General features: G+C 65.1%; 12 protein-coding genes. 5 read left to right on the forward strand and 7 right to left on the reverse strand.

Annotated features, from left to right (window positions below; translation table 11 throughout):
- Nucleotides 1–120 precede the first annotated feature (120 nt).
- The 6 genes from FJU11_RS10295 to FJU11_RS10320 are packed head-to-tail and all read right to left on the reverse strand — an operon-like array spanning nt 121 to nt 7,400.
- Nucleotides 121–1,599 carry an O-antigen ligase family protein gene (locus FJU11_RS10295; RefSeq protein ID WP_141166970.1) on the reverse strand — a complete coding sequence of 493 codons (1,479 nt, stop codon included), beginning with the start codon at nt 1,597–1,599 and terminating at the stop codon, nt 121–123.
- Nucleotides 1,583–2,743 (reverse strand): glycosyltransferase, encoded by a 1,161-nt coding sequence (locus tag FJU11_RS10300; protein WP_141166971.1) that lies wholly within the window; start codon nt 2,741–2,743, stop codon nt 1,583–1,585. The genes FJU11_RS10295 and FJU11_RS10300 overlap by 17 nt, the downstream gene beginning before the upstream one ends.
- A complete protein-coding gene (locus tag FJU11_RS10305; protein ID WP_141166972.1) occupies nt 2,740–3,936 on the reverse strand; it encodes a glycosyltransferase in 1,197 nt (398 codons plus the stop codon). The genes FJU11_RS10300 and FJU11_RS10305 overlap by 4 nt, the downstream gene beginning before the upstream one ends.
- Nucleotides 3,933–4,781 (reverse strand): glycosyltransferase family 2 protein, encoded by an 849-nt coding sequence (locus FJU11_RS10310; RefSeq protein WP_141166973.1) that lies wholly within the window; start codon nt 4,779–4,781, stop codon nt 3,933–3,935. The genes FJU11_RS10305 and FJU11_RS10310 overlap by 4 nt, the downstream gene beginning before the upstream one ends.
- A complete protein-coding gene (locus tag FJU11_RS10315; RefSeq protein ID WP_181408135.1) occupies nt 4,778–6,625 on the reverse strand; it encodes a tyrosine-protein kinase domain-containing protein in 1,848 nt (615 codons plus the stop codon). The genes FJU11_RS10310 and FJU11_RS10315 overlap by 4 nt, the downstream gene beginning before the upstream one ends.
- Before the next feature lie 49 nt (nt 6,626–6,674).
- Nucleotides 6,675–7,400, reverse strand: coding sequence for a sugar transferase (locus tag FJU11_RS10320; RefSeq protein ID WP_141166975.1), 726 nt, complete (start codon nt 7,398–7,400; stop codon nt 6,675–6,677).
- A gap of 237 nt (nt 7,401–7,637) precedes the next feature.
- Here FJU11_RS10320 and FJU11_RS10325 point away from each other — a divergent pair, with 237 nt between their 5' ends.
- From FJU11_RS10325 to FJU11_RS10340, 4 genes are all read left to right on the forward strand, one after another.
- Nucleotides 7,638–8,939 (forward strand): polysaccharide biosynthesis/export family protein, encoded by a 1,302-nt coding sequence (locus FJU11_RS10325; protein WP_141166976.1) that lies wholly within the window; start codon nt 7,638–7,640, stop codon nt 8,937–8,939.
- 533 nt (nt 8,940–9,472) lie between these two features.
- Entirely contained in the window at nt 9,473–11,380 is a 1,908-nt protein-coding gene (locus tag FJU11_RS10330) for a non-ribosomal peptide synthetase (RefSeq protein ID WP_181408136.1), read from the forward strand.
- On the forward strand, nt 11,377–18,657 hold the full coding sequence (locus FJU11_RS10335) for a non-ribosomal peptide synthetase/type I polyketide synthase (protein WP_141166978.1): 7,281 nt from the start codon (nt 11,377–11,379) through the stop codon (nt 18,655–18,657). The genes FJU11_RS10330 and FJU11_RS10335 overlap by 4 nt, the downstream gene beginning before the upstream one ends.
- Nucleotides 18,658–19,010: 353 nt before the next feature.
- The gene (locus FJU11_RS10340) at nt 19,011–19,274 is read left to right on the forward strand and encodes a hypothetical protein (protein ID WP_141166979.1); all 264 of its coding nucleotides are present in this window, start codon (nt 19,011–19,013) and stop codon (nt 19,272–19,274) included.
- Between the two features lie 213 nt (nt 19,275–19,487).
- On the opposite strand, the gene FJU11_RS10345 is transcribed toward FJU11_RS10340, so the two are convergent.
- The gene (locus tag FJU11_RS10345; RefSeq protein ID WP_141166980.1) at nt 19,488–20,390 is read right to left on the reverse strand and encodes a LysR family transcriptional regulator; all 903 of its coding nucleotides are present in this window, start codon (nt 20,388–20,390) and stop codon (nt 19,488–19,490) included.
- Between the two features lie 216 nt (nt 20,391–20,606).
- On the opposite strand from FJU11_RS10345, the gene FJU11_RS10350 reads away from it, so the two are divergent.
- A complete protein-coding gene (locus FJU11_RS10350; RefSeq protein WP_181408137.1) occupies nt 20,607–21,584 on the forward strand; it encodes a TRAP transporter substrate-binding protein in 978 nt (325 codons plus the stop codon).
- The last annotated feature ends 29 nt before the right edge of the window (nt 21,585–21,613 follow it).

Here is a 21,613-nt window from a genome sequence, read left to right on the forward strand (position 1 = left end):
CGACTCCTGGCGCTTGCGGCCGCATGCCGGTGTTTGCGCACCGGCGTGGCGACGTCACTGGATCGACGCGTGGATCCGCGTCGAAAATGGTTCGGAAGAATGGAAAGCCTCTCCGCGTCTTTATGCCGTCGCCGCGCGGGCCGTGTCCGGGGCTGCCGGCGCGGCCGCCATGCGTGCGTCGGAGCGTTGGATCGAAGCGAGCCCGAAGCCCACCGCCAACCACATGAACAGCCCCATCTCGCCGACCGTGGACGGGCTCGACGCTTGCAGGACGATGCCCGTGAGGGCGACGGCCCGACAGGCGGCCAGAAAGTCGCCGTCGCGCGGACGATTTCGTAAGACGGGAAAGAAGAGCTGCACCATCAGGACGAGGACGCCCGCATAGTAGACGAACGCGCCGAGAAGGCCGATCTTGAGGATGATCTCGATCGGCCCGCCGTCGACGACGGTCGCGTTTCCCTCACCGGACGCGCTCTGATACGAGCCCGTCGTGCCGAGACCCTTGCCGAGAAGGCTGCTCTGCAGGTCGTCGCCGAGCGAACGGTAGGCGGCGAGCCGGTCGTTGGCGCTCTGGTCGGCGGAAAGGTTGGTGAGCGTGGAAAGGCGTTGCGTGATCAGTTCGTTCGCCTGCTCGTTGACGAGCACGAAGGGTGCGGCGAAGACGCCGGCAATGCACAGGAGCACGACGCTGCCGCGCGTACGTGCCGGTGCGGCGAGAACGTAGAAGAAGAAGACGAGCGCCATGCCGATCCAGGCCGCGCGCACCACGGTCAGTGAAAGCGCGAAGGTGCCGATCGCCATGGCCGGCCATCGCAGCCATCCGCGCGTGCCGATGGTCATCGTCAGGGCGATCATCAGGAAGATCGCCAGCGAGCCGGGCGAATTCAGCGTCGAGAAGCTGCGGACCTTGAACGGTTCCGGCGAGCCGATGGACTCCATCTTGGCGTTTTCCATCCACGTCGCGTCCCACGAGGGCAGATACCAGAACTGGTAGATCGCGTAGCCGCCGACGAGCGTAAGCGAGAGTACGAGCAACGCCCTGAGATCGGCGCGCAGGATGTCGTGGCTGCCGACGTTCATCGCGATGGCGAGCCCGAAGCATGGCGGAATGATGAAGCGCAGGAAATCGTACCCGCCGGCCAGAAACGTTCCGCTGATCGGCGAAATCAGAAAGCCGTAGAGCGAAGCGAATGCCATCAGCACGAGACCGAGCGAGATCGGGTGGCGCGGCGATGTCAGCGCGAAGGCGAGCGTGCCGAGGCTGAGCGCACCGCACAGATAGGGCGCCAGCATCAGCATGTTCGGTTCTACCCAACCGGCACGCAGGTCGACGAGCCGGCGCACCTCCGGCGTGAGCAGGAAGAGCCACAGGCAGAAGGAGACGTAGCGGCGGTAGTCGCCGCGCATCAGAAGAAACGCGGCGAAGGCGAGGGTGAGGACGGGAAAGCCCGGCCGCAGCACTTTCGCCGCACCGCTGAAGGCGGGCAGGGACATGAGCCCGATGACCGCCAGCATCTCGAACTGGACACGCCAAGGCCCGACCCGGCGAACCGGGGCGGACCTTGGCGCCCGCAGCGTTGCCTCAGGCTGCGGAAGCATGAACCGTCTCGTGGTCGGAGGCGGAAAGGGAAGCGGGCTCGAGCGCCATGCTGCGCGCATGGCCCTCCATCGCCTTGTCGATGGCCGTATGCATGCGCCGTCTGAAACTGGCGCTGTCGAAGGTCTCGGCGTGCCTGCGGATGGTGTTCGGATCGTAGCGGCCGGGTTCGAAGGTCGTCAGCGCCTGCTTCAGGCTCTCCGCCGTCTGCTCCGCGAAGAATGCGCCTGTGACGCCCGGGACGACCGTATCGAGCACGCCGCCCTGGCCGTAGGCGAGCACCGGCCGGCCCGCGGCCATCGCCTCGAGCGGGGTGATGCCGAAATCCTCGAGCGAGGTGAGGATGAGGGCGGCCGCATTGGCGTAGAGTTCGGCCTTGGCACGCCCGTCGACCCGGCCGACGAACTCGACCGTCGGCCCGGCCATCTCCTTCAGCCGCGCAAGGTCGCGTCCGTCCCCGGCGACCTTGAGCGGAAGGCCGAGTTCCGTGCAGGCGCGAACGGCGATGTCGGCGCGCTTCCAGCCGACCAGACGCATCAATAGCAGGAAGTACCCGTCCCGGTGGCTGGAAATGAAGAAGTCGCGCGTGTTGACCGGCGGCGGGACGATGGTGCTCTCGCGCCGGTAGATCTTGCGGATGCGGCGCTCCACGAGGCTGCTCGTGCTGATCCACGTATCGACGCCGAGGGCGGCCGTGCGGTCCATGGTGCGCAGGCGGGGCAGGAGGAACTCGATGACCCGGCGTTCCATCGCGCCGAAGCCCTCGCGCCTGGCGTAGCCGTTGTAGTCCCAAAGGAAGCGCGCCGGCGAGTGGCAGTAGCACACGTGGCAGGTCTCGGGCGGCGTGGCGACATTGTGCGCGAAGTTGAACGAACTGCTGAGGACCAGGTCGAAATCGTCGAGGTCGATGCTGTTCATCAGGCTCGGATAGAGCGGGAACACGCCGCGCGCGTAGCGCTGGACGAAGGGCATGCGGTCGAGCCACGTCGTGCGCACGTCGCGCCCGCGCAACGTTTCGGGAAAGGCATGCGGTTCGTAGATCGGCACGAAGATCGGCGCCTGCGGGAACATCGCGGCGAATTCCTCGAGCACCTTCTCCGCGCCGCCGTAGACGGTCAGCGCCTCGTGGATCAGGGCAACCTTCATCGCACTCTCCTTTCACTGTGATCGAGCAGGCCGGCATAGATGGAGGCGATCTCGCCGGCGAAGCGATCGCTGGAAAACCTGGCGCAGGCATCGGCCGCGGCGCGGGCTGCGTAGCCGGCACCCGCAGGGCCGACGACATCGAGGATCGCCGCAGCCAGCGCATCGACGTCGCCCGGCGGAACGAGCCGGCCGGTCTCGCCGTCGCGCACGATCTCGGGCGTGCCGCCGATGCGGCTGGCGACGACCGGTCGGGCGAGCGTCATCGCCTCGATGAGCGCCATCGGCAGCGACTCGTTCGAAACGGAGGGGAGGACGACGGCGTCCATCGCCTTCATCCAGGCGGCGACATCCGACTGATGGCCGGCAAAGCGCACGTGACCGGCAAGGGGATGCTTCTGCGCCGCCGCGTGGAGCCGGTTCACATAGGCTGCCTTGTCGCTGAGCGCCGCGCCGCCGATCAGCCAGAACACCGCATCGTGATGGTGCTCCAGCACGGCGCTCGCCGCTGCGAGAAGGATATCCTGGCCCTTGCGCGGTTCGAGAAGGCCGAAAACGCCGATATGGGGGCCGCCGGGACCGACGTCCGCAGCCTTTGCCGTCTCGGCCGAAATCAGGAAGCCGGGCGCGACGGCGTTGTGGACGATCTCCACCATGTCCGCCCGGCCGCCGGCCGAGGCGACGAGGTCCCGACCGGCGCGCGAGCAGGCGATGACGCGATCGGCATCGCGCAACGCGCGCTGGAGCGCCAGCGTGTAAAGGGGCTTTGCCGGCGGGATCTCGTGCACGTGCAGGAGAAGGGGAATGCCGAGCTCGCGCGCCGCACGACGCGCGAACAGCACGCCGACGGGGTGATGCGCATGGATGACGTCGATGCGTTCGCGCCGGCAAAGGTCGCGCACGAAGCGGCCACCGGAAAGCAGCTTCAGCGGGTAGCGCAGTGCCACGGCCGGATTGAGCGTGATGCGCATGCGCTCGATCGGCGTCGGCACCGTCTCGATGCCCGCCTCGTCGGCCATGGCCATGAAACCGCCTTCGGGCGGACAGGCGAGCACGGTCTCGTAGTTCTCGCCGCGCAGCCCCTCGGCGAGCGTCAGGATCACCCGTTCGACGCCGCCGAGATAGCCGGCACGGTTGAGTTGCAGGACGCGATGGTGCCGCCGGCGCCTGGCGAAGGAAGAGGTGCCGTGCGTCATCGCCGTCCCCCGTTCGCCTGTGCCGCGGCATGGCCGACCTTGCGCTTGCCGAAGGGCAGCACCTCCGGCGGATCCTGCATCGGCCGCGTTTCGAGCGCTTCCCAGGCCTTGGCGTATCGCAGGAATTCCGCCGTGGAATGCAGCCCCGCCCAGACGAAGCCGCGCGTGCCCATGCGCCAGTGCCCGCAGGCAAGGTAGATCCACAGGAAGCGCAGGACCGGCTTGAGGACGAGGGTGCGCGTCGCGTAGCGGTCGCCTCGCGTGATCATCTCGGCTTCGAGTTCGCCGTTGCGGTTCAGCGTTTCCATCTGCCGGGCGATCGAATAGTTGCGCCAGTGGAGAAGCGCGCCTTCGAGCGGGACGACGGTTCCCGGACAGCACACCTCCTCGTGGATGATCATCTTCGGGTCCCAGCCGCTGTGGCGCTTGTTGAAGAGGCGCACGAAGTTGCGCCGCTTGGAACGCCGGCGCATGCCCGGCATCAGCCGGCCAAGGAACTCCTCGTGTCGTTCGAGCGCGAAGGCGTCGCGCGGATCGGGGTTGCGCGCCATCGCCGCCTGGATCGAGCGGGCGAGCGCCGGCGTCACGATCTCGTCGGCATCGAGCGAGAAGACCCAGTCGTGGGCGCAGTTCTCGAGCCCGACGGCTTTTTGCGCGAGCCAGCCGAGCCAGGGCTGGCGGACGACGCGCGCGCCATTGGCCCTCGCGATCGCCGCCGTCTGGTCCGTGCTCTCGGAGTCGACCACGACGACCTCGTCGGCAAAGGCGACGCTGGCGATGGCGCGTGCGATCAGCGCCTCTTCGTTGCGTGCCAGGATCAGCACGGAAACGGGAGCGGACTTCATGCCTCGACCTCCGCGCGCTTCGGTTGAGCGGATGTCGTCGGCGCGCTCGCCGGCCGATCGGCGGGGGCGGCGTTCGTGGCCTTCTTCTGGTTCCTGCGCGGCACGTAGCGCTTGCGCTCGCGTGGCGTGAGCAGGTCGCTTTCCTGGCCGGTGATGCCGGTGAGCACGCAACCGGCGATGGTCACGTGGCACGCGCGCAAAAGCCCGACGCTCTTTTCGAGCGTGGTGCCGGCGGTACGATCGACGCGAACGACGAGCAGGTTCGCATCGGCAAGCCGTGCCAGCGAAACGGCGTCGGCGACCGCGACGAGCGGCGGGCTGTCCACGACGATCGCCTGGTAGTGGCCCCGCAATTGCTCGACGAGATCGCCGATGCGGTGGGAGGCGAGCGCATCGACGTCGCCGGCCGTGCCGGCAGGCATGAGGTAAAGGCTTTCCGCGGCGACGAACTCGATCGCCTCCGCGAACGGGACGTCACCGGCAAGGACGTCCGCGAGGCCGGCGGCGGCCTTGTCGTGACCGAGCGTTGCCGAGGTGCGCGCCATGCGCAGATCGGCGTCGACGACGAGCGTACGCCTGCCAGTCGCCGCCAACGAGCGGGCGAGACGCAGGGAGATGGAGGACTTGCCCTCGCGCGGCATCGAGGATGTCACCAGGACGACCGGACAGTCGACATCGACCTTTTCGAGCAAGGCTTCGCGCACGAAGCGCATCTGCTCGGTGCACCGGATCTCGTTCAGGCTTCGGCGGCCGAAGATGGAGCTGCGCAGGGGAATGGAGCCGAGGATCGGCAAGCCGAGGCTCTGCATGGCGCCGCGGAAACGCTCGCCACGGTTGACGGCGACGTCGACGCCGACGGCCGCCGCGAAGCCGCAGCCGCTCGCGGCAAGCAAACCGGCAAGCAGGAAGAGCGTTGTGCGTGGGAACACCTTGCGTGTCGGCACGCCGGCCGGCGAAACGAGCTTGGCGTCGTTGGCGACGAAGCTTGCGCTCTGGAGAATGCCGCTCTTCAGCGCCTGCGAAGCATCCTCGAGACGGGCGGACGTCTGGCTGATGTCGGACTGGGCGGTATCGACCGCGCGCACGAGCCTGGCTTCCTCGGATGCCTGGAAGGCAGGGGTGCGTTCGGTCGTCGCCGCGTCCTTGTGCGCGCGGAAATCGTGAAGGGCGAGTTCCGCATCGCGCAGGTCGGCCTGGCGCTTGTCGAGTGCGGACGTCAACAGGGCGACGACGTGCTGTTGCGAGCCTACGCGACGATCCGCCTGGAGGTCGATATAGGCCTGGACATGGGCGTTGACGATGCGTGCGGCAAGCTGCGGGTTGGTGCTCGTGAAGCTGACATGGGCCGTCGTCGACCGCCCGTCATTATAGACGGAAAGGCGGTCCTGATAGGCGGCGATGACGGAATCGAGGCGCAGCTGCGCCGCGCTCCATGGCTGGACACGGTCGGACGGCGTGTCGGCGCTGCCGCCGAAGAAGTGCTTCAGCGAACCGACGAACGAGGCGAGCGCGGAAGTGGTGTTGAACTCCGGTGCATCGGTGAGGTCGAGTTCGCCGATGACCTTTCTCGCCACCTCTTCGCTGGTCAGCACGTCGAGTTCGCTGGCGATCAGGAAGGGGTCCGTCTGCGGGATCTGGTTCGTACCGTAGCGTGGGTCGTCGGCGCGCGCGGAGGGAAGCAGCAGAAGCGCACTCGCCCGGTAGGCCGGCGTCAGATTGAAGATCACGAGGCAGCAGGCGGCGAAGACGCCGAGCGCCGTCGCGGCGAGAACGATCTTGTGGCGCAGGGCACGGCGAAGCAGAAGGACGATACGCTCGCCGCCAAGCTCCATGTTCTCTTGCATGCGAAACTCCATTGGTTTTCTCGGCTCGGCAGGGCGCCGGTCGGCCGCGTCAGTAGACGTTGCGGTCGACGAGCAGATTGATGGCCGTGCGCGCGAGGATGACCATGTCGCCGGAGAAGGATGCGTTGGCGATGTAGGCGAGATCGGCGTCGACGCGCTGCTGCATGGCGTCGTGGGTCGTGGTCTCGCCCCGGCAGCCGGAGGTCTGCGCAAGTCCGGTGATGCCCGGTCTCGCGGCGAAGCGGCGGGTATAGCCGTCGACCATCGCGGCGTAGTACCGGTCGTGGTCGATCGCGTGGGGGCGCGGCCCGACCATCGACATGTCGCCCCTCAGCACGTTGATCAGTTGCGGCAGTTCGTCCGTGCTCGTCGCGCGCAGGACCCTGCCGACCCGCGTGACGCGCGGATCGCGCCGGCGAGCCTGGACGACGGCCGCATCGACGGGCTGCGCGCGCATCGAGCGGAACTTGACGATCCTGAACGGCGCGCCGCTTCGTCCGCCGCGAGCCTGGCGGAAGAACACCCCGCCACGGCTGCTCGAGACGACCACGAGCGCGATGAGCAGGAAGAGGGGTGCGAAGAACAGCAGAAGCGACAGCGCGAAGGTAATATCGAGCCCGCGCTTCGTGCGCGAATGCAGATATGGACTTACCTTGAGGGCCACTCCGGTACTGTGGAGATCGTTTGCGGGCACCGTTCGAATGTCGACGAAGGGTGCCTCTCGATTGCCCGAAGCGCTACCGCTCTCGAGACGAACCAATGGTTCCGAGGTCATGTGCCGCCAGCCTGTCATTAACTAATTAACTTGCTAATACTTTCTAATCATTTTCCGGTCAATTGACATTTTTGCGACCGCTGAATTATTCCGAGATGTGGAAAAAATGTCACATATTCAGGGTGGTTAGCTTCCTATATGCCGCTCTGGCGCCGTCGCGCCGGATTGGTTCAAAACGGCTTGCGAGGGGTTAGCCGAAATGTTAGCTAGCCTTAACTCTCGTTAGGAAATTGCCTCATGCGCACGACCCGTTCCTTTTCGATCCATCGCTCTTTCCGCGCCGCGGCGGGGCGTCGCTGCGCTCTGGTCGTGCTGCTTCTCGCGTCCACCACGGCGGGCGCCGTCAACGCCCTTGCCGATCCGCTCGAGGAGGGCGACGTCATCGAAATGTCGGTGGTCGGCATGCCTGCGCTCGATCGCCGCGCGACGGTGGACGAGGACGGCCGGGTGTCGTTGCCGCTTTTCGGCGAGGTCAAGGCGGAGGGGCGCGACATCGACGATTTGCGCCGGCAGTTTCAGGCGGAGTTGCCTTCGAAGATCTTCACCGGTCAGCAGGGGGCGGGGCAGGAGGGAATCACCTCGGTCGATGCGAAGGACCTGCTGATCAGCGTCGTCGCACGCGCACCGGTCTATATTACCGGCGACGTCGCGACGCCCGGCGATCGTTCGTATCGGCCGGGCATGACGGTACGCCAGCTTGTCGCCCTTGCCGGCGGCTACGACGTGATGCGGCTGCGCAAGACAGATCCCTTTCTGGAATCGGCCGATCTGCGCAGCGACTACGTGAGGCTCTGGACGACCTTCGCACGCCAGCAGGCGACGATGCTGCGCCTCGAGGCGCAGCTTTCCGGAAACGGCAACATCGACGGCAATCAGTTGAAGAACCTGCCGCTTGCGTCCGATCTCGTGGCAAAGATCGTCGATGCCGAGCGCCAGATCATGCAGGTCGGCGATGCGAACTTCGAGGCGAGCCAGGAGCATCTGTCGAATTCGATCAAGGAGATGGAGCAGCAGATCAGCACGTTGAAGGCGGAGAACGAGGTGCAGCAGAAGGAGATCGACGCTGCGACGAAGGACCTTTCGGACCTGCAGGATCTGCTGAAACGCGGCTTGACGCAGGCGCCACGCGTCACGGATGCCCGACGTGCGCTGATGACACAGGCAACGCTCGAGCTTCAGACGAAGGTCGACATTCTGGACGCTTTGACGAAGCGCACGAACCTCGTCCGGGAGCGCGATCGCGAGAAAGCCGATCGACAGCTCGGTCTCGTCGGCGACCTCGAACAGGCGCGCACGAATGTTGCGAGCACGCGTGCGGAGCTACAGGCCGTCGGCGAGAAGATGGAATACACCGGCATCCTGCGTTCCCAGCTCGTTCGTGGTGGCGACCAGCCGGACATTACCGTCCATCGCAAGAACGCCGACGGCACTTCGGCAAGCATCAAGGCCTCGCTCGATACGGCCATCAAGCCGGCCGACGTCGTCGAGATCGCGCTCCGCCTCGATCAGCTTCCTCCCTATGAGGCGGACACGCAGTAATATTCGAGTAACTTTTTGGCAACAGCGCTCAGGATCCATCTCGGATGTCTCCGCGGCGGCATGCGTATCCCGAACAAAACCCAACAAAAATCATTGTAAATCATAGGTCTTTCCCGAGAAGAGCCGTGCGGACGAGAGGTTGGTGAGTGCTTGACTAACTTTCTAACTTATGGCTAATTTGTGTTTCTCGCATGGTCAAATGTACGCTAGATGTATCCGGCGAGTATCCCGAGCGCGATGAAGGGTCGTGAATTCGGACGATGGCGCGGTCCTTTTCAGAGATGTCCGCCGGACCCCGGCGGAAACCTCCTGAAGGCGAAGGCCGGGATATCGTCTCATCGGTCGAAGGCGGCGAATGACGTGTGGTGACGGACAACTGGGTTCGTTCGCACGAACGCTCGGGCGCACCGCCGGGAGCCCTCCAAGCGTGTTCGATGCAACCGAATAGTAACGAGTTCGAATCGTCGTCTGCCCCGTTAGGCGGACGGCATTACCCCGAGTCTTGCCTCGTCGGAAGCGAGAAAGGATCGAACATGACCGTTGAGGAGCTTACGCAGTCCGTCGATACCTGCCGGAGCGAGGCCGGCATCCTGGATCGTTTCGAGGCGCAGGTTCGTGCTGCGCCGGAAGCGGTCGCCCTCGTTTTCGAGGGGGCGGCGATCACATATTCGCAACTCAATCGCCGTGCCAACCGGCTCGCCCACGCGCTGATCGCGCTCGGCGTCGGTCCGCGCTCCGTGGTAGCGCTTCGCTTGGTCCGGGGCCCGGCCATGATCGTTTCCATCTTCGCCGTCATCAAGGCCGGCGCGGCTTACCTTCCGATCGACGCGGCATGTCCGGCCGATCGCGCCGCCTTCATGATCGAGGATACCGGCGCGTGCGTGCTGATCGCCGAGGAAACGTCGACCGGAACGCTTTGCCTGGAGGGGATTACGCAGATTTCACCCGAGCGCGGCGAGGATGAGGAACGCGCGGCGCACGACCCGAGCGATGTCGAGCGGACAGGCCCGGTTTCGCCCGACGACCTGCTCTACATCATCTATACGTCCGGCTCCACCGGCCACCCGAAGGGCGTATGCGTCGAGCACCGCAACCTGGCGCGGCTCTTTTCGGCCGGTCCGGACTGGCTGCGCCGGGGGCAGGGCACGACCTGGGCCCAGCTCCATTCCTACTGCTTCGACTTTTCGGTGCTGGAAATCTTCTCCGCGCTCCTTTTCGGTGCACGGCTCGCACTCTTCCGCGAAGCGGTCGTGCGTTCGCCGGCAGACCTCGTCCACGCACTCGGCGATAGCGGCGTCACCGTGCTCGGCCAGACGCCCTCGGCCTTCTACGCGCTGATGAACGCGGAAGTTTCCGGTGGTCACCATCTGGCGCTCGATCTGATCATGCTCGGTGGCGAATCGCTCGACCGGCGTCGGCTCGTTCCCTGGTTCGAGCGTCATGGAACGCGCACCCGCCTTCTCAACATCTACGGGCCGACGGAAACGACCGTGTTCGTCACCTGGACCGATGTTTCGGCGGATGCGCCCGACGGTGAAAGCATCATCGGGCGCCCGCTTGCCGACGTGCATGCGATCGTCACCGACGAGGAAGGCAATCCCGTCGCAAGTGGCGAATCCGGCGAACTGCGCGTTTTCGGTCCGTGCGTCACGCGCGGCTATCTGAACCGGCCGCAGCTTACCGCCGAGCGCTACGTCGAGGCGGGGGAAGACGGCATGCGTGCCTATCGCACGGGCGACCTCGTGCGTGAGAAAGCCGGAGGCGACATCGTCTTCCTCGGGCGCGTCGACCAGCAGGTGAAGATCCGCGGCCACCGTGTCGAACTCGGCGAGATCGAACATGCGCTGCTTACGCATCCGGCGGTCTGGGAGGCGGCGGTCGTCCTGCGCACGGATGCCGGCGACGAGCCGTTGCTTACCGCCTACATCGTTGCCACGCAGGACCTGAACGCCGCCGCGCTTCGCGGCCACCTTGCCCGTTCGCTGCCGGACTACATGATCCCGGCAGCCTTCGTCGCCCTCGAACGCATGCCGCTCAACATCAACCGCAAGCTCGATCGGGCGGCGCTGCCCGCACCGCGCGGGCATCGGCTTTCGGCCCGTGGCGAAAAGGTCGCCCCGCGCACCGAGGTCGAGAAGCGTCTTGCGGCAATCTGGTGTGCGGTGCTCGATCTCGACGATGTCGGCATCGACGACGGTTTCGTCGATCTCGGCGGCACGTCGCTGATGCTCGCGCGTGTCCACGAGCGCATGCTTGCGGGCTGGCCGTCGATCCGCATCGCGGATCTTTTCGCGCACCCGACCATCCGGACGCTCGCGACGCATCTGAACGCGCTTGGAACCATGGTCCGGTCGACGCCCTCCAACGGAGGGGCAAGGAGCGAGGCCCGCGCGGAAGCCCTGCGGCGTACGCGTGCTCGTATCGGAGGCAGGACGGCATGACCGACCTTCGCGACTTTCCGAACGCGATCGCTATCGTCGGGATGGGTGCGCGCCTGCCGGGTGCGGACAACCTCGACGCGTTCTGGGACAATCTGCTCGCCGGCAGGGAATCGATTGCGCGCTTTACCGACGACGAGCTGGAGGATGCCTTTCCGCCGGAGATACGCAACCGGGAGAACTTCGTACGCGCGCGCCCGATCCTCGAAAACGTCGATCTCTTCGATGCCGGCTTTTTCGGCATGTATCCGCGCGAGGCCGCGCTGACGGACCCTCAGCAACGCGTCTTCCTCGAATGCGCGTGGGAGGCGATCGAGCAGGCGGGCTACGATCCGCGCGAATGGCCCGGTCTGATCGGTGTCTTCGCGGGTTCGAGCATGCCTACCTACCTGATGCGCAACGTGCTTTCCGACCGTTCGGCGGTGGAAGGCTTCGGCAGCGAATACCAGGTCGGATGCTATCCCGAACTCCTCGGCTCGTCGCAGGACTTTCTCGCGACACGGGTTTCCTACCGGCTGAACCTGCGTGGCCCGAGCATGACGCTGCAAACGGCGTGCTCCACCTCGCTGACGGCAGTGACGCTGGCGACACAGGCCCTGCTTCTCCACCAGTGCGACATGGCGCTCGCCGGCGGCGTCTCGATCACGTTTCCGCAAAAGCGCGGCTATCGCAGCCAGGAGGGCGGCATGGTGTCGGCGGACGGCCATTGCCGTCCCTTCGATATCGAAGCCGACGGCACGGTCTTCGGCAGCGGTGCCGGCGTGCTGCTCCTCAAGCGGCTGGACGACGCGCTCGCAGACGGCGATACGATCCGCGCCGTGATCCGCGGTTGCGGCATCAACAATGACGGTTCCGGCAAGATCGCCTTCACTGCGCCGAGTCCGGAAGGTCAGTCCGAGGCGATCGCGCAGGCCTACGCGGCCGCGGAAGTCGATCCGGCGAGCGTCGGCTACATCGAGTGTCACGGCACCGCGACGCCGCTCGGCGATCCGATCGAGATCGAGGGCCTGCGCAAGGTCTTCGGCACCGGCGGGGCGGACGCCCCACGCTGCGCGATCGGCTCCGTCAAGGGCAATATCGGCCATCTCGATGCGGCAGCCGGGGTCGCCGGCGTCATCAAGACGGTGCTTGCGCTCGAAAGCGGCGTCATTCCGCCGACGGCGCATTTCAGGCAGGCGAACCCGCATCTCGGGCTCGAGGACACACCCTTCTTCGTATCCGGCAAGACGACCCCGTGGCCCGAGCGGGAGGACGCGCGCCGAGCCGGCGTCAGCGCCTTCGGCGTCGGCGGCACGAACGTGCACGTGGTTCTCGAAGAGGCGCCGCCGGTCGCAAGCGAGGTGCCGGCGCGCAAGGAGCAGCTTCTCGTTCTCTCCGCACGCAGCGAAACCGCGCTCGATGCCGCCTGCGAAAGGCTGGCCGGCCACATCGAACGCCACCCGGACGTGGCGCTTGCCGACGTCGCCTCGACGCTTCAGATCGGCCGTACGCGCTTCGAGCATCGCGCCGCGCTGGTGTGCTCGGATGGCGAAGCCGCCGTGCGGACGCTGCGCGAGGGCAGGGCCGGCGGACAAGTGCGCGGCCGGGCGAACGAACGGCCCAAGGTGGCGTTCATGTTTCCGGGCCAGGGTGCGCAGCGGCCCGGCATGGGCCGGCACCTCTTCGACAACGAACCGGTCTTTCGCCACGAGATCGAGCGGGCCCACGCTGCGCTTTCGGAGCGCATGGACTTGATCGACGTCCTCTACGGAAACGGCGATCCCGCGGTGGCGGCGCGGCGCCTGCGCCGCACGGAAAACGCACAACCGGCGATCTTCGCCGTCGCCCACGCGCTCGCACAATTGCTGAAGAGCTGGGACGTGCGCCCGGACATCATGCTCGGCCACAGTGTCGGCGAGTTCGTGGCCGCATGCCTTGCCGGCGTCTTCGAGTTCGAGGAGGCGATCCGGCTGGTCGCGTTGCGCGGCGAGCTGATGCAGGCTCTGCCGGAAGGCCGGATGCTTTCGGTACGCAGCGATACGCAAACGCTGGCCGAGCTTCTTCCCGCGGGTGCAGAGATCGCAGCGATCAACGCACCGAAGGCGTGTGTCGCGGCCGGGCCGGCGGAGGCCATCGCAGCGCTCGAACAGCGTCTCGAAGAAGCCGGGATCATGAGCCGTCCGCTCGAAGCCTCGCACGCCTTCCACACGGCGATGGTCGAACCGATGATCGAGCCCTTCATGCAGCATCTTGCTGCCATCGGCCCCCGAACGCCCACCATGCCGTGGATTTCGACCGCGACAGGCGACTGGATCACGCCGGAGCAGGCGGTCGATCCGGCATACTGGGCGAGCCATGCGCACCGCGCCGTGTGTTTTGCCGGCGCGGTGAAGACGGCGGCCGAAGCAAGGCCCGTCTTTCTGGAACTCGGCCCGGGCGCGGCGATGACTTCACTCGTCCATGCCGGTGTCGGGCGAAGCGCCATCGCCGCCGCCTGCATGCCCGAAACCGCGGAAAGACACGGCCATCCGCTCGCCGCCATCGCCCGTTTCTGGACCGCCGGGGGCGAGCCGGACTGGGCGTCGATCCAGGACGGCGCACGCCGGTTGCGGGTTCCGCTGCCGACCTATCCGTTCGAACGCATGCGACATTTCATCGATGCGCCGAAGCCGACCATACATAGCCACAATACAGGCCTCGATTATAAAAACGCCGACGCGACACGCACGAACGATCGCGCCGGTACGCAGGAAACACCTCTGATGTCCGTCGTACCGCCCCCCCTCTCACCCTCGTTCGACGAAAATGCGCAAACCATCCGCCGCGACCTGCTGGCGATCCTCGCCCAGCTTTCCGGCCAGGATTTTTCCGGCGAGGAAATGGACAGGACCTTCCTCGAACTGGGCCTCGATTCCCTCTTTCTGACCCAGCTTACCCAGGAAGTGCAGAAGCGCTTCGCCGTAAACGTCACTCTTCGCCAACTTCTGAACGACGTCTCGACGCTGCCGCGACTGGTCGAACACGTTGTCAGGGCGCTGCCGGCGCCGGTCTTCGGCATCGGCTCCGATGCGATGACGGGCGGAGCGATGGTTCCGGAACGGACGCCGGCGACGCAGGAGACGGTGATCGCCGCACCGCGGGTGCCGGTCGATCTCGCGGCGATGGCCGCCCGACTGGAAGCGCTTTCGCGCCAGCTCGAACAGCATGGCGCGATCCTCCAACAGCTCGGCCCTTCTTCAAATGGCATCGGCAAACACGGAGCCGAGCCGTGGAAAAGTCGCGACGCGGCCGGACGGGAAACGGAGCCGTCGGGCAATGGACAAGGCACCGTTCGCCCGACCGACTCCCAGCAGGAACTCTGGCTTGCCGCGCAACTCGGACGCGACGCCTCCTGCGCCTTCAACGAATCGCTTTCGGTCACGTTGACGGGTCCGCTCGATGCGCCGGTCTTGAGCAGGGCTGTCGAGACCATCGTGCGGCGCCACGAATCCCTGCGCGGTCGTTTCTCCTACGACGGGACGCAGTTCATCGTCGGCGACGGAAGCAACATCGCCGTACGGAGAATGGACGTCTCGCAGGCGGACGATCCCGAGGCCGCGCTCAATGTGCATCTCGCCGAGGACGCGCGCACGCCGTTCGACCTCGTCGAGGGGCCGCTCATGCGCGTCTGGCTCGTCCGGCTTTCCGAGCGGTTGCACGTGCTGGTCCTCAGCGTGCATCACCTCGTTTGCGACGGATGGTCCTTCAACGTCGTGCTCGACGAGGTCGCGCAACTCTACGGCGCGATGCGCGAGGGAAAGGCTCCGGTCGATCTCGCCGAACCCGTCTCCTTCCTGCGCTACGCCCGTTCGGTGAACAGTGATGGCGCACGGGCGGACGACGAGGCGTTCTGGCTCTCGCAATTCGCCACGCTGCCGGCGCCGCTCGATCTGCCGACGGACCGTCCGCGGCCGCTCAGGCGCACGTTCAACGGCGGTTCGACGACGGCGACGATCGACGAAGCGACGATGGAAGCGGTCAAGACGGCCGGCGCGCGTCATGGCGCGACGCTCTTTACGACGCTGCTCACGAGCCTGCAGATCCTGCTTTCCAGGCTTTCGGGCCGCATGGATATCGTCGTCGGCATTCCGGCGGCGGAACAGTCGGTGCTGCGCGAGAGTGGCGCGCTCGTCGGCCATTGCGTCAATTTTCTTCCGCTTCGTGCGACGTGGGACGCGCAAACGCGTGTCGACGGCCTGCTGAAACGCAACGCCGCTCACGTACTCGAAGCCTTCGAGCATCAGCGTTGCACCCTCGGCACGCTGATCCGCAAACTCGCCGTGCCGAAGGATCCGGCCCGCATGCCGCTCGTCGAGGTGGAGTTCAATCTCGACCATATCGCCCGCAACGTGACTTTCGAAGGGCTTCAAACGACCTACGCGCCGAACCCCAAGCGGTTCTCGACCTTCGAACTGTCGTTCAACGTCGTCCAGGAACCTGGCGGGCTCAGGCTCGACTGCACCTACAATACCGATCTCTTCGCGCCCGAAACCGTCGCCGAATGGATCGAACTGTGGCGGCGCGTCCTGCGCGCGATGGCCGCCGGTGATGAACGGCCGATCGGCGATCTCGCGCTCTTCGACCCGATCGATGCTCTGGCCGGTCGACTGGAAGGCCCGGTCGTGGACCTGCCCGAAGGGACATGGACGCCCGACCTGATCGCGCGGCAGATCGCGCTCACCCCCGATCGCGTCGCCATCCGCCATGACAGCGAGAGCCTGACCTACGGCGAACTCGGGAAGCGGGCGGATGCGGTCGCGGTCGCGTTGCAGCGATCGGGCGTCGAAACCGGCCACTGCGTTGCCGTTTGCCTGGAACGCTCGGCCTGGTTGCCGGTCACTCTGCTTGGCGTATGGAAGGCGGGAGCGGCCTACCTTCCCCTGACGCCGCACCATCCGAAGGCGCGCCGGGACGCCGTCCTCGGCGAGGCCGAGGTCGCGGCCTGCGTGAGCGACCGCAAGAATGCCGGCGACGTGCTCGAGGGCATCGAGACGATCGTCGTCGAGGACGCCCTCGAATCGTATGGCGGCGAGACGCCGAAGGTGCCGGCGAACCAATCGTCCGACGCGCTTGCCTACGTCATCTATACATCCGGCTCGACCGGAAATCCGAAGGGCGTCGAGGTGCGCCATCGCGGCCTCGTCAATTTCCTGCTGTCGATGCAGCACGAACCGGGCTTTGCGGCCGACGATACGCTGCTGGCCGTAACGACCGTGACGTTCGACATCGCCGCCCTCGAACTCTTCCTGCCACTCGTTGCCGGCGGATGCTGCCACATCGCCAGCCGGCGCGAGACGCGGGACGGCTACGACCTTTTGCAAACGCTCGAAGCGAGCGGGGCGACCATGGTCCAGGCCACGCCCTCCACGTGGCGCATGCTGGTCGAAGCGGGCTTCGTGGCCCCGCCCGGATTGCGCATGTTGTGCGGTGGCGAACCCATGCCGGGTGATCTGGCGGCCGCTCTCCTGAGCGGCGAGGGGTCCCTGTGGAACATGTACGGCCCGACCGAGACGACCATCTGGTCCTCGCTGGCGCCGATCACGGATGCCGGCGCACCGATCGGCGTCGGCGGTCCGATCGCCAACACGACCTTCGTCGTGCTCGACGAGAACGATGCGCTCGTACCGCGCGGGGTATCCGGCCAGTTGCATATTGGCGGCGAAGGCGTTGCGCGCGGCTATCGCCTGCGGCCGGACCTTACGGAGCGGGCTTTCGTCGAGATCCGTGGCGAACGCCTCTACAGGACCGGCGACAGGGCGCGGATCCTGCGCGACGGCAGCGTTCGGCTCGCCGGCCGCATGGATCGACAGGTGAAGCTTCGCGGCTTCCGCATCGAACTCGGCGACGTCGAGGCGGCGCTGCGCAAGGCGGGTCTTGCCGATTGCGCGGCGATCCTGCGCGAGGACCAGCCGGGCGCGCCCCAGATCGTCGCCTATTACGCCGGGCCTTCGGGCAGCGAGATGAAGGAACCGGACGTGCGCGGAGCACTTGCCCGCCTCGTGCCGGACTACATGATCCCCGCGGCGTTCGTGCGCCTCGACGCGCTGCCGCTCGGGTCGAGCGGCAAGGTCGACTGGCGGGCGCTACCGGCGCCTTCCACACCGCCCGCCGTCAGCCGCACGCGAGCGGCGTCGGCTCCGCCGGCGCCCGTGCGGGCGCTGACGAGGCAGGCGCGCGAAGAGATCCTGGCGCGCTGTGCCAGCGGAGTCCTGAGCTTTCCCGTCGATGTCGACGACGATCTGTTCTCGCTCGGTGTCGATTCGCTCAGCCTGTTCCGTATCGTCAGCGAGGCCCGGCGCGAAGGCGTCACGGTTTCGGCGGCCGACCTGTTCGAAAAGCGCACGATCGCCGCGACGCTCGCCGGTACCCCTTCCGGCAGACCGGAAGAGCGGCGGAAGGCGCAGCCCGGCAACATCATCACGTTGCAGGGCGGAAGCGGCCGCATGCCGATCTTCGCGATCCACAACACGTTCTTGTTTCGCGGTCTCGCCGCAGCGCTCGGTCCCGAACAACCCTTCTTCGCCGTGCCGATGCCGCCTGAACTGGACGGTCAGGCCGTCGACTACACGCGGCTCGCCGCGCGCTACGCGGCGATCATCCGCACCGTCCGTCCCGAAGGTCCCTGCGCGCTGATCGGATTCTGTTTCGCCGGACGGCTCGCCCTCGAGGTCGCGCATCAGATCCGCGAGATGGGTGGCGAAGTGAAGCTGATCATCGCCGCGGATGCATGGGCACCGCAGCACGCGCTTCGGCTTTCGAGGGTAGGCGCTCTGATGCATCTGTGGACCTACCGGCTGCATCGGGCCATGCATCACCTTCGCCGCATCCACCGGGAGCGCGTGCGTTCGCTCGATCAGCTCGCAGCACGCAGCGACGTCGTGCGTCGCCTCGTCGTTCGCGGCGGCAACCGGCTGCGCACCACGTTCGGGCAACCGACCCTGACGCTCGAGGACGAGGAACTGGCACGCATCACGCGGATCGAGACCGCCGGCGAGCTGGCCGAGATCCGGCCGTTCGAAGGCGACGTGCTGATCGTCAGGAGCGCCGCACAGCCACGCGGCCGGTTCCTCGACGAGGCGCTGGGCTGGCGGGCGATCGTGCAGGGTCGCGTAACGGTTCGCGACGTACCGGGCCTGCACGAGAACATTTTCCGTGAGGGTGCGCCGGAATTCGCGGCGGCGGTGCATGAGGCGATCATGGGCGACGAACGCAGGGAGAGTTCGAACCTCCCGCATCGGCGGATCAGTACGCTACACGGATGATAGCACCGTGATCGGAGAAGGCCGCTCCGTCGTCAAATGAATTAAACGACGATTATCGAAAGGCCTAAAAACTAATGCTGTATCGAAAAAGCACACAAAAGACACAAACTTTTAAAGCGAAATCAACCGGGGTCGTTTCGGAATTTGAACACGGTATCGGGAAACAACGTTCGTTCCCTGTTTTTTAAAAAAATAATGGATCAAGCATACGTTGCTTTACCAAGGGTTAAAGCTTAAATCATCGCCGGTCGTAAGGTCCGCAGTTACAAAATCGGTGTGCGTCATATCTTTCTCTGGAGAGGCCCATGCGAAAAAATCGCACGAGCGTTGATGAACGGTGCTGTGAAGCATGCGTGTTCTGGTATCGCGGTGACGAGCGTTTCGCGCATGAATGTCGTCGATTTCCCCCGCAATACGCCGAGGTTCAGGACGGCCGGAAACTCGCTCTGAAGCGCGTCTGGCCGATCACGCCGCCGACCGACTGGTGTGGGGAGTTCCATCCCGTTTCCGAACTCGGCGATACCAAGGTCGGCGAGACGATCGGAGACATCTCCGCCAAGCTCAAGTTCGATCCCCGAACCCCGAACGCCATCCAGCCCCGCCCGCGCGTCTTCTGACCATCGCTTCCGATTTCGAGCGTTCGCGGATTTTACATCCTCGAACGCTTCGAAGTCGGTCGTCCGTGGTTTCGGACCTTTCGTGCGGATTGTCATTCTTTGCAGCGCCGTTGAAGAGACCGGTTGCTTCCTCGAAGAGCGGTGAGGCGTGGCGAGACACCTCGACAAACGCACGCAACGTGCGCGGCCGGCACGGTCGGCGACGTACCTCGATCACGGAATCGGTTCGAGCCACGCGATCGCGTCGACAACCTCCCGGGATGCCTCGAATGTCGCTTTGATCGTCGGTCGCCAGTCCTCCGCGCGATAAGCCGCGCACATTCTCGAAACTTCGATCTCCGGCTCGCTGCTCAGCGTCATTACCTTTCCCGAGATCACATCCTGCTCGACGAGCCGCACCGGCAGGATAGCCAATCCGACACCTGCCGAGACCAGAGATGCGATGATGCTTACGCTGTTACTCACCGATATCTGGCGCGGTGCCAGCCCTTCCGATCGGAACCAGTTGACCGTCTGCTGATACATCGGCGAGGGATTGGGATTGCTCAGGATCGGTAATTGACCGATGTCTCGCGGCCGGATCAGCGGCGGCAGATCGGTTTCGCTGCTTGCAATCCAGGCAGCCTTCTGAATGCCCAGTTGAACGACCCGCAATCGCGGATCATCGTGGAGATTGATGCCCAGGGCGATGTCGATCGCGCCGTCCATGAGGTCCTTCTGCAAGTTCCCGCTGGTACCGATCGCAACTGCGACTTCCAGGCTGGGATGGCGGCCTTTCAACATCCTTAGAATTCGAGGCAGGCCGGCGAGAGCCAGGGCTTCGCTCACCCCCAACCGGACGGACCCGCCAATCTGCTCCGGTCTGGCCCTTTCATGGAGCTTGTCGAGTTGATCGATGATGGCCTCGGCGTGATCGATCACCCCGTGGCCTTCGGGGGTCAGCAGGAGGTAGCGTCCGGACCTTCGAAACATCGGCTTGCCGAACGCCGAACCAAGATCCTTGAGGCGCAACGACAGCGTCGACTGGGTGACGTTCAGATGGACGGCAGCCTTACTGACCGTTCCAAGGCGTGCCACCCAGACGAGCGCTTCCAATTGGGACAGAGTGATGCGCATATATTGAAATTTCTAAAGCTTCAGCGCTTATATTACCAATTAGGTTATCTCCTTCAATAGCGTTACGATTTTCATGGGATATCTGCCCGTTCGGTTCAGTTCGACTGTCCGTCGAAACAGGAGGGAAAATTGATACGCTGCAAAACTCTGGCCGTTAGCCTAGCATCGTTGGCACTCTTCATCGGCGGACCGTGTGCCGCCCAAGACATTCCCAGTGTGAATCTCAAGGTCTCGGGCGGAAACCGGACGCAGAACCAGTTTCGGCTCGTCGAGGTGCCCTTCTTCACCAAGCAACTGCCCGAGGCGTCCGATGGCGCGGTGACGGTGAACTTTTCCTCCCTGGAAGATCTTGGAATTCAGGGCCCCGAAGTGCTTCGTCTGCTCGGCATGGGCATGTTCGACATGTCGGAAGGCACGCTCAGCTACATGGCGGGCGAAGCGCCTCTCTTCGAGTCGCTGGATTTCCCGGGACTGACCTCGGATATCGATCAGCAGAGGAAGATGGCCGAAGGTCTCAAGCCCGAGATCGCGAAAACGATGAAGGCGAAATTTGGTGTGAAGCTGCTTTCCCTGGCGCCGATTGCCCTGCAGGTTCTCTACTGCAACAAACCGGTTTCCAGCCTGGCGGATATCAAGGGGCTCAAGGTTCGCACCTTCAATCGAGGAATGGCGCAACTCGTGGAGGGGCTCGGGGCGCAATCGGTGAACATCCCGTTCGCCGAAGTCGTGCCGGCGATGGAACGAGGCGTCGCCGACTGCGCGATCACCGCGACGTCCGCCGGCAATACCGCAAGGTGGTGGGAAGTTTCGGACCATCTGGTCATGCTGCCGATGGGATGGTCGATGATTTTCTTCGGAGCGAATGCCGATAACTGGAACAAGCTTCCCGAAAAGACGCAGGCTTTTCTCGAAAAGCAGTTTTCCGACATGGAAGACAAGCAATGGGCGCAGGCGAAAGCCGACGTTCAGGACGGCATAAACTGCAATACCGGCAAGGGAACCTGCAAGAACGGTATCGAGGCCAAGCCCGCAATGAAGCTGGTGACCCTTACTTCGGACGAGAAAGATCACGCTCGCGAGATCCTGACGAAGAACGTCCTGTCGGACTGGGCGAAAAGATGCGGATCCGACTGCGTCTCGCAGTGGAACGAGAATGCCGGCAAGGTGGTCGGCGTTCACGTCTCGGATAACTGATCGTTCCGATGGGAAAGATCGAATCATCC

Origin of the sequence: Pararhizobium mangrovi, assembly GCF_006516965.1 — a bacterium.
Taxonomy (GTDB): domain Bacteria; phylum Pseudomonadota; class Alphaproteobacteria; order Rhizobiales; family Rhizobiaceae; genus Pararhizobium_B; species Pararhizobium_B mangrovi.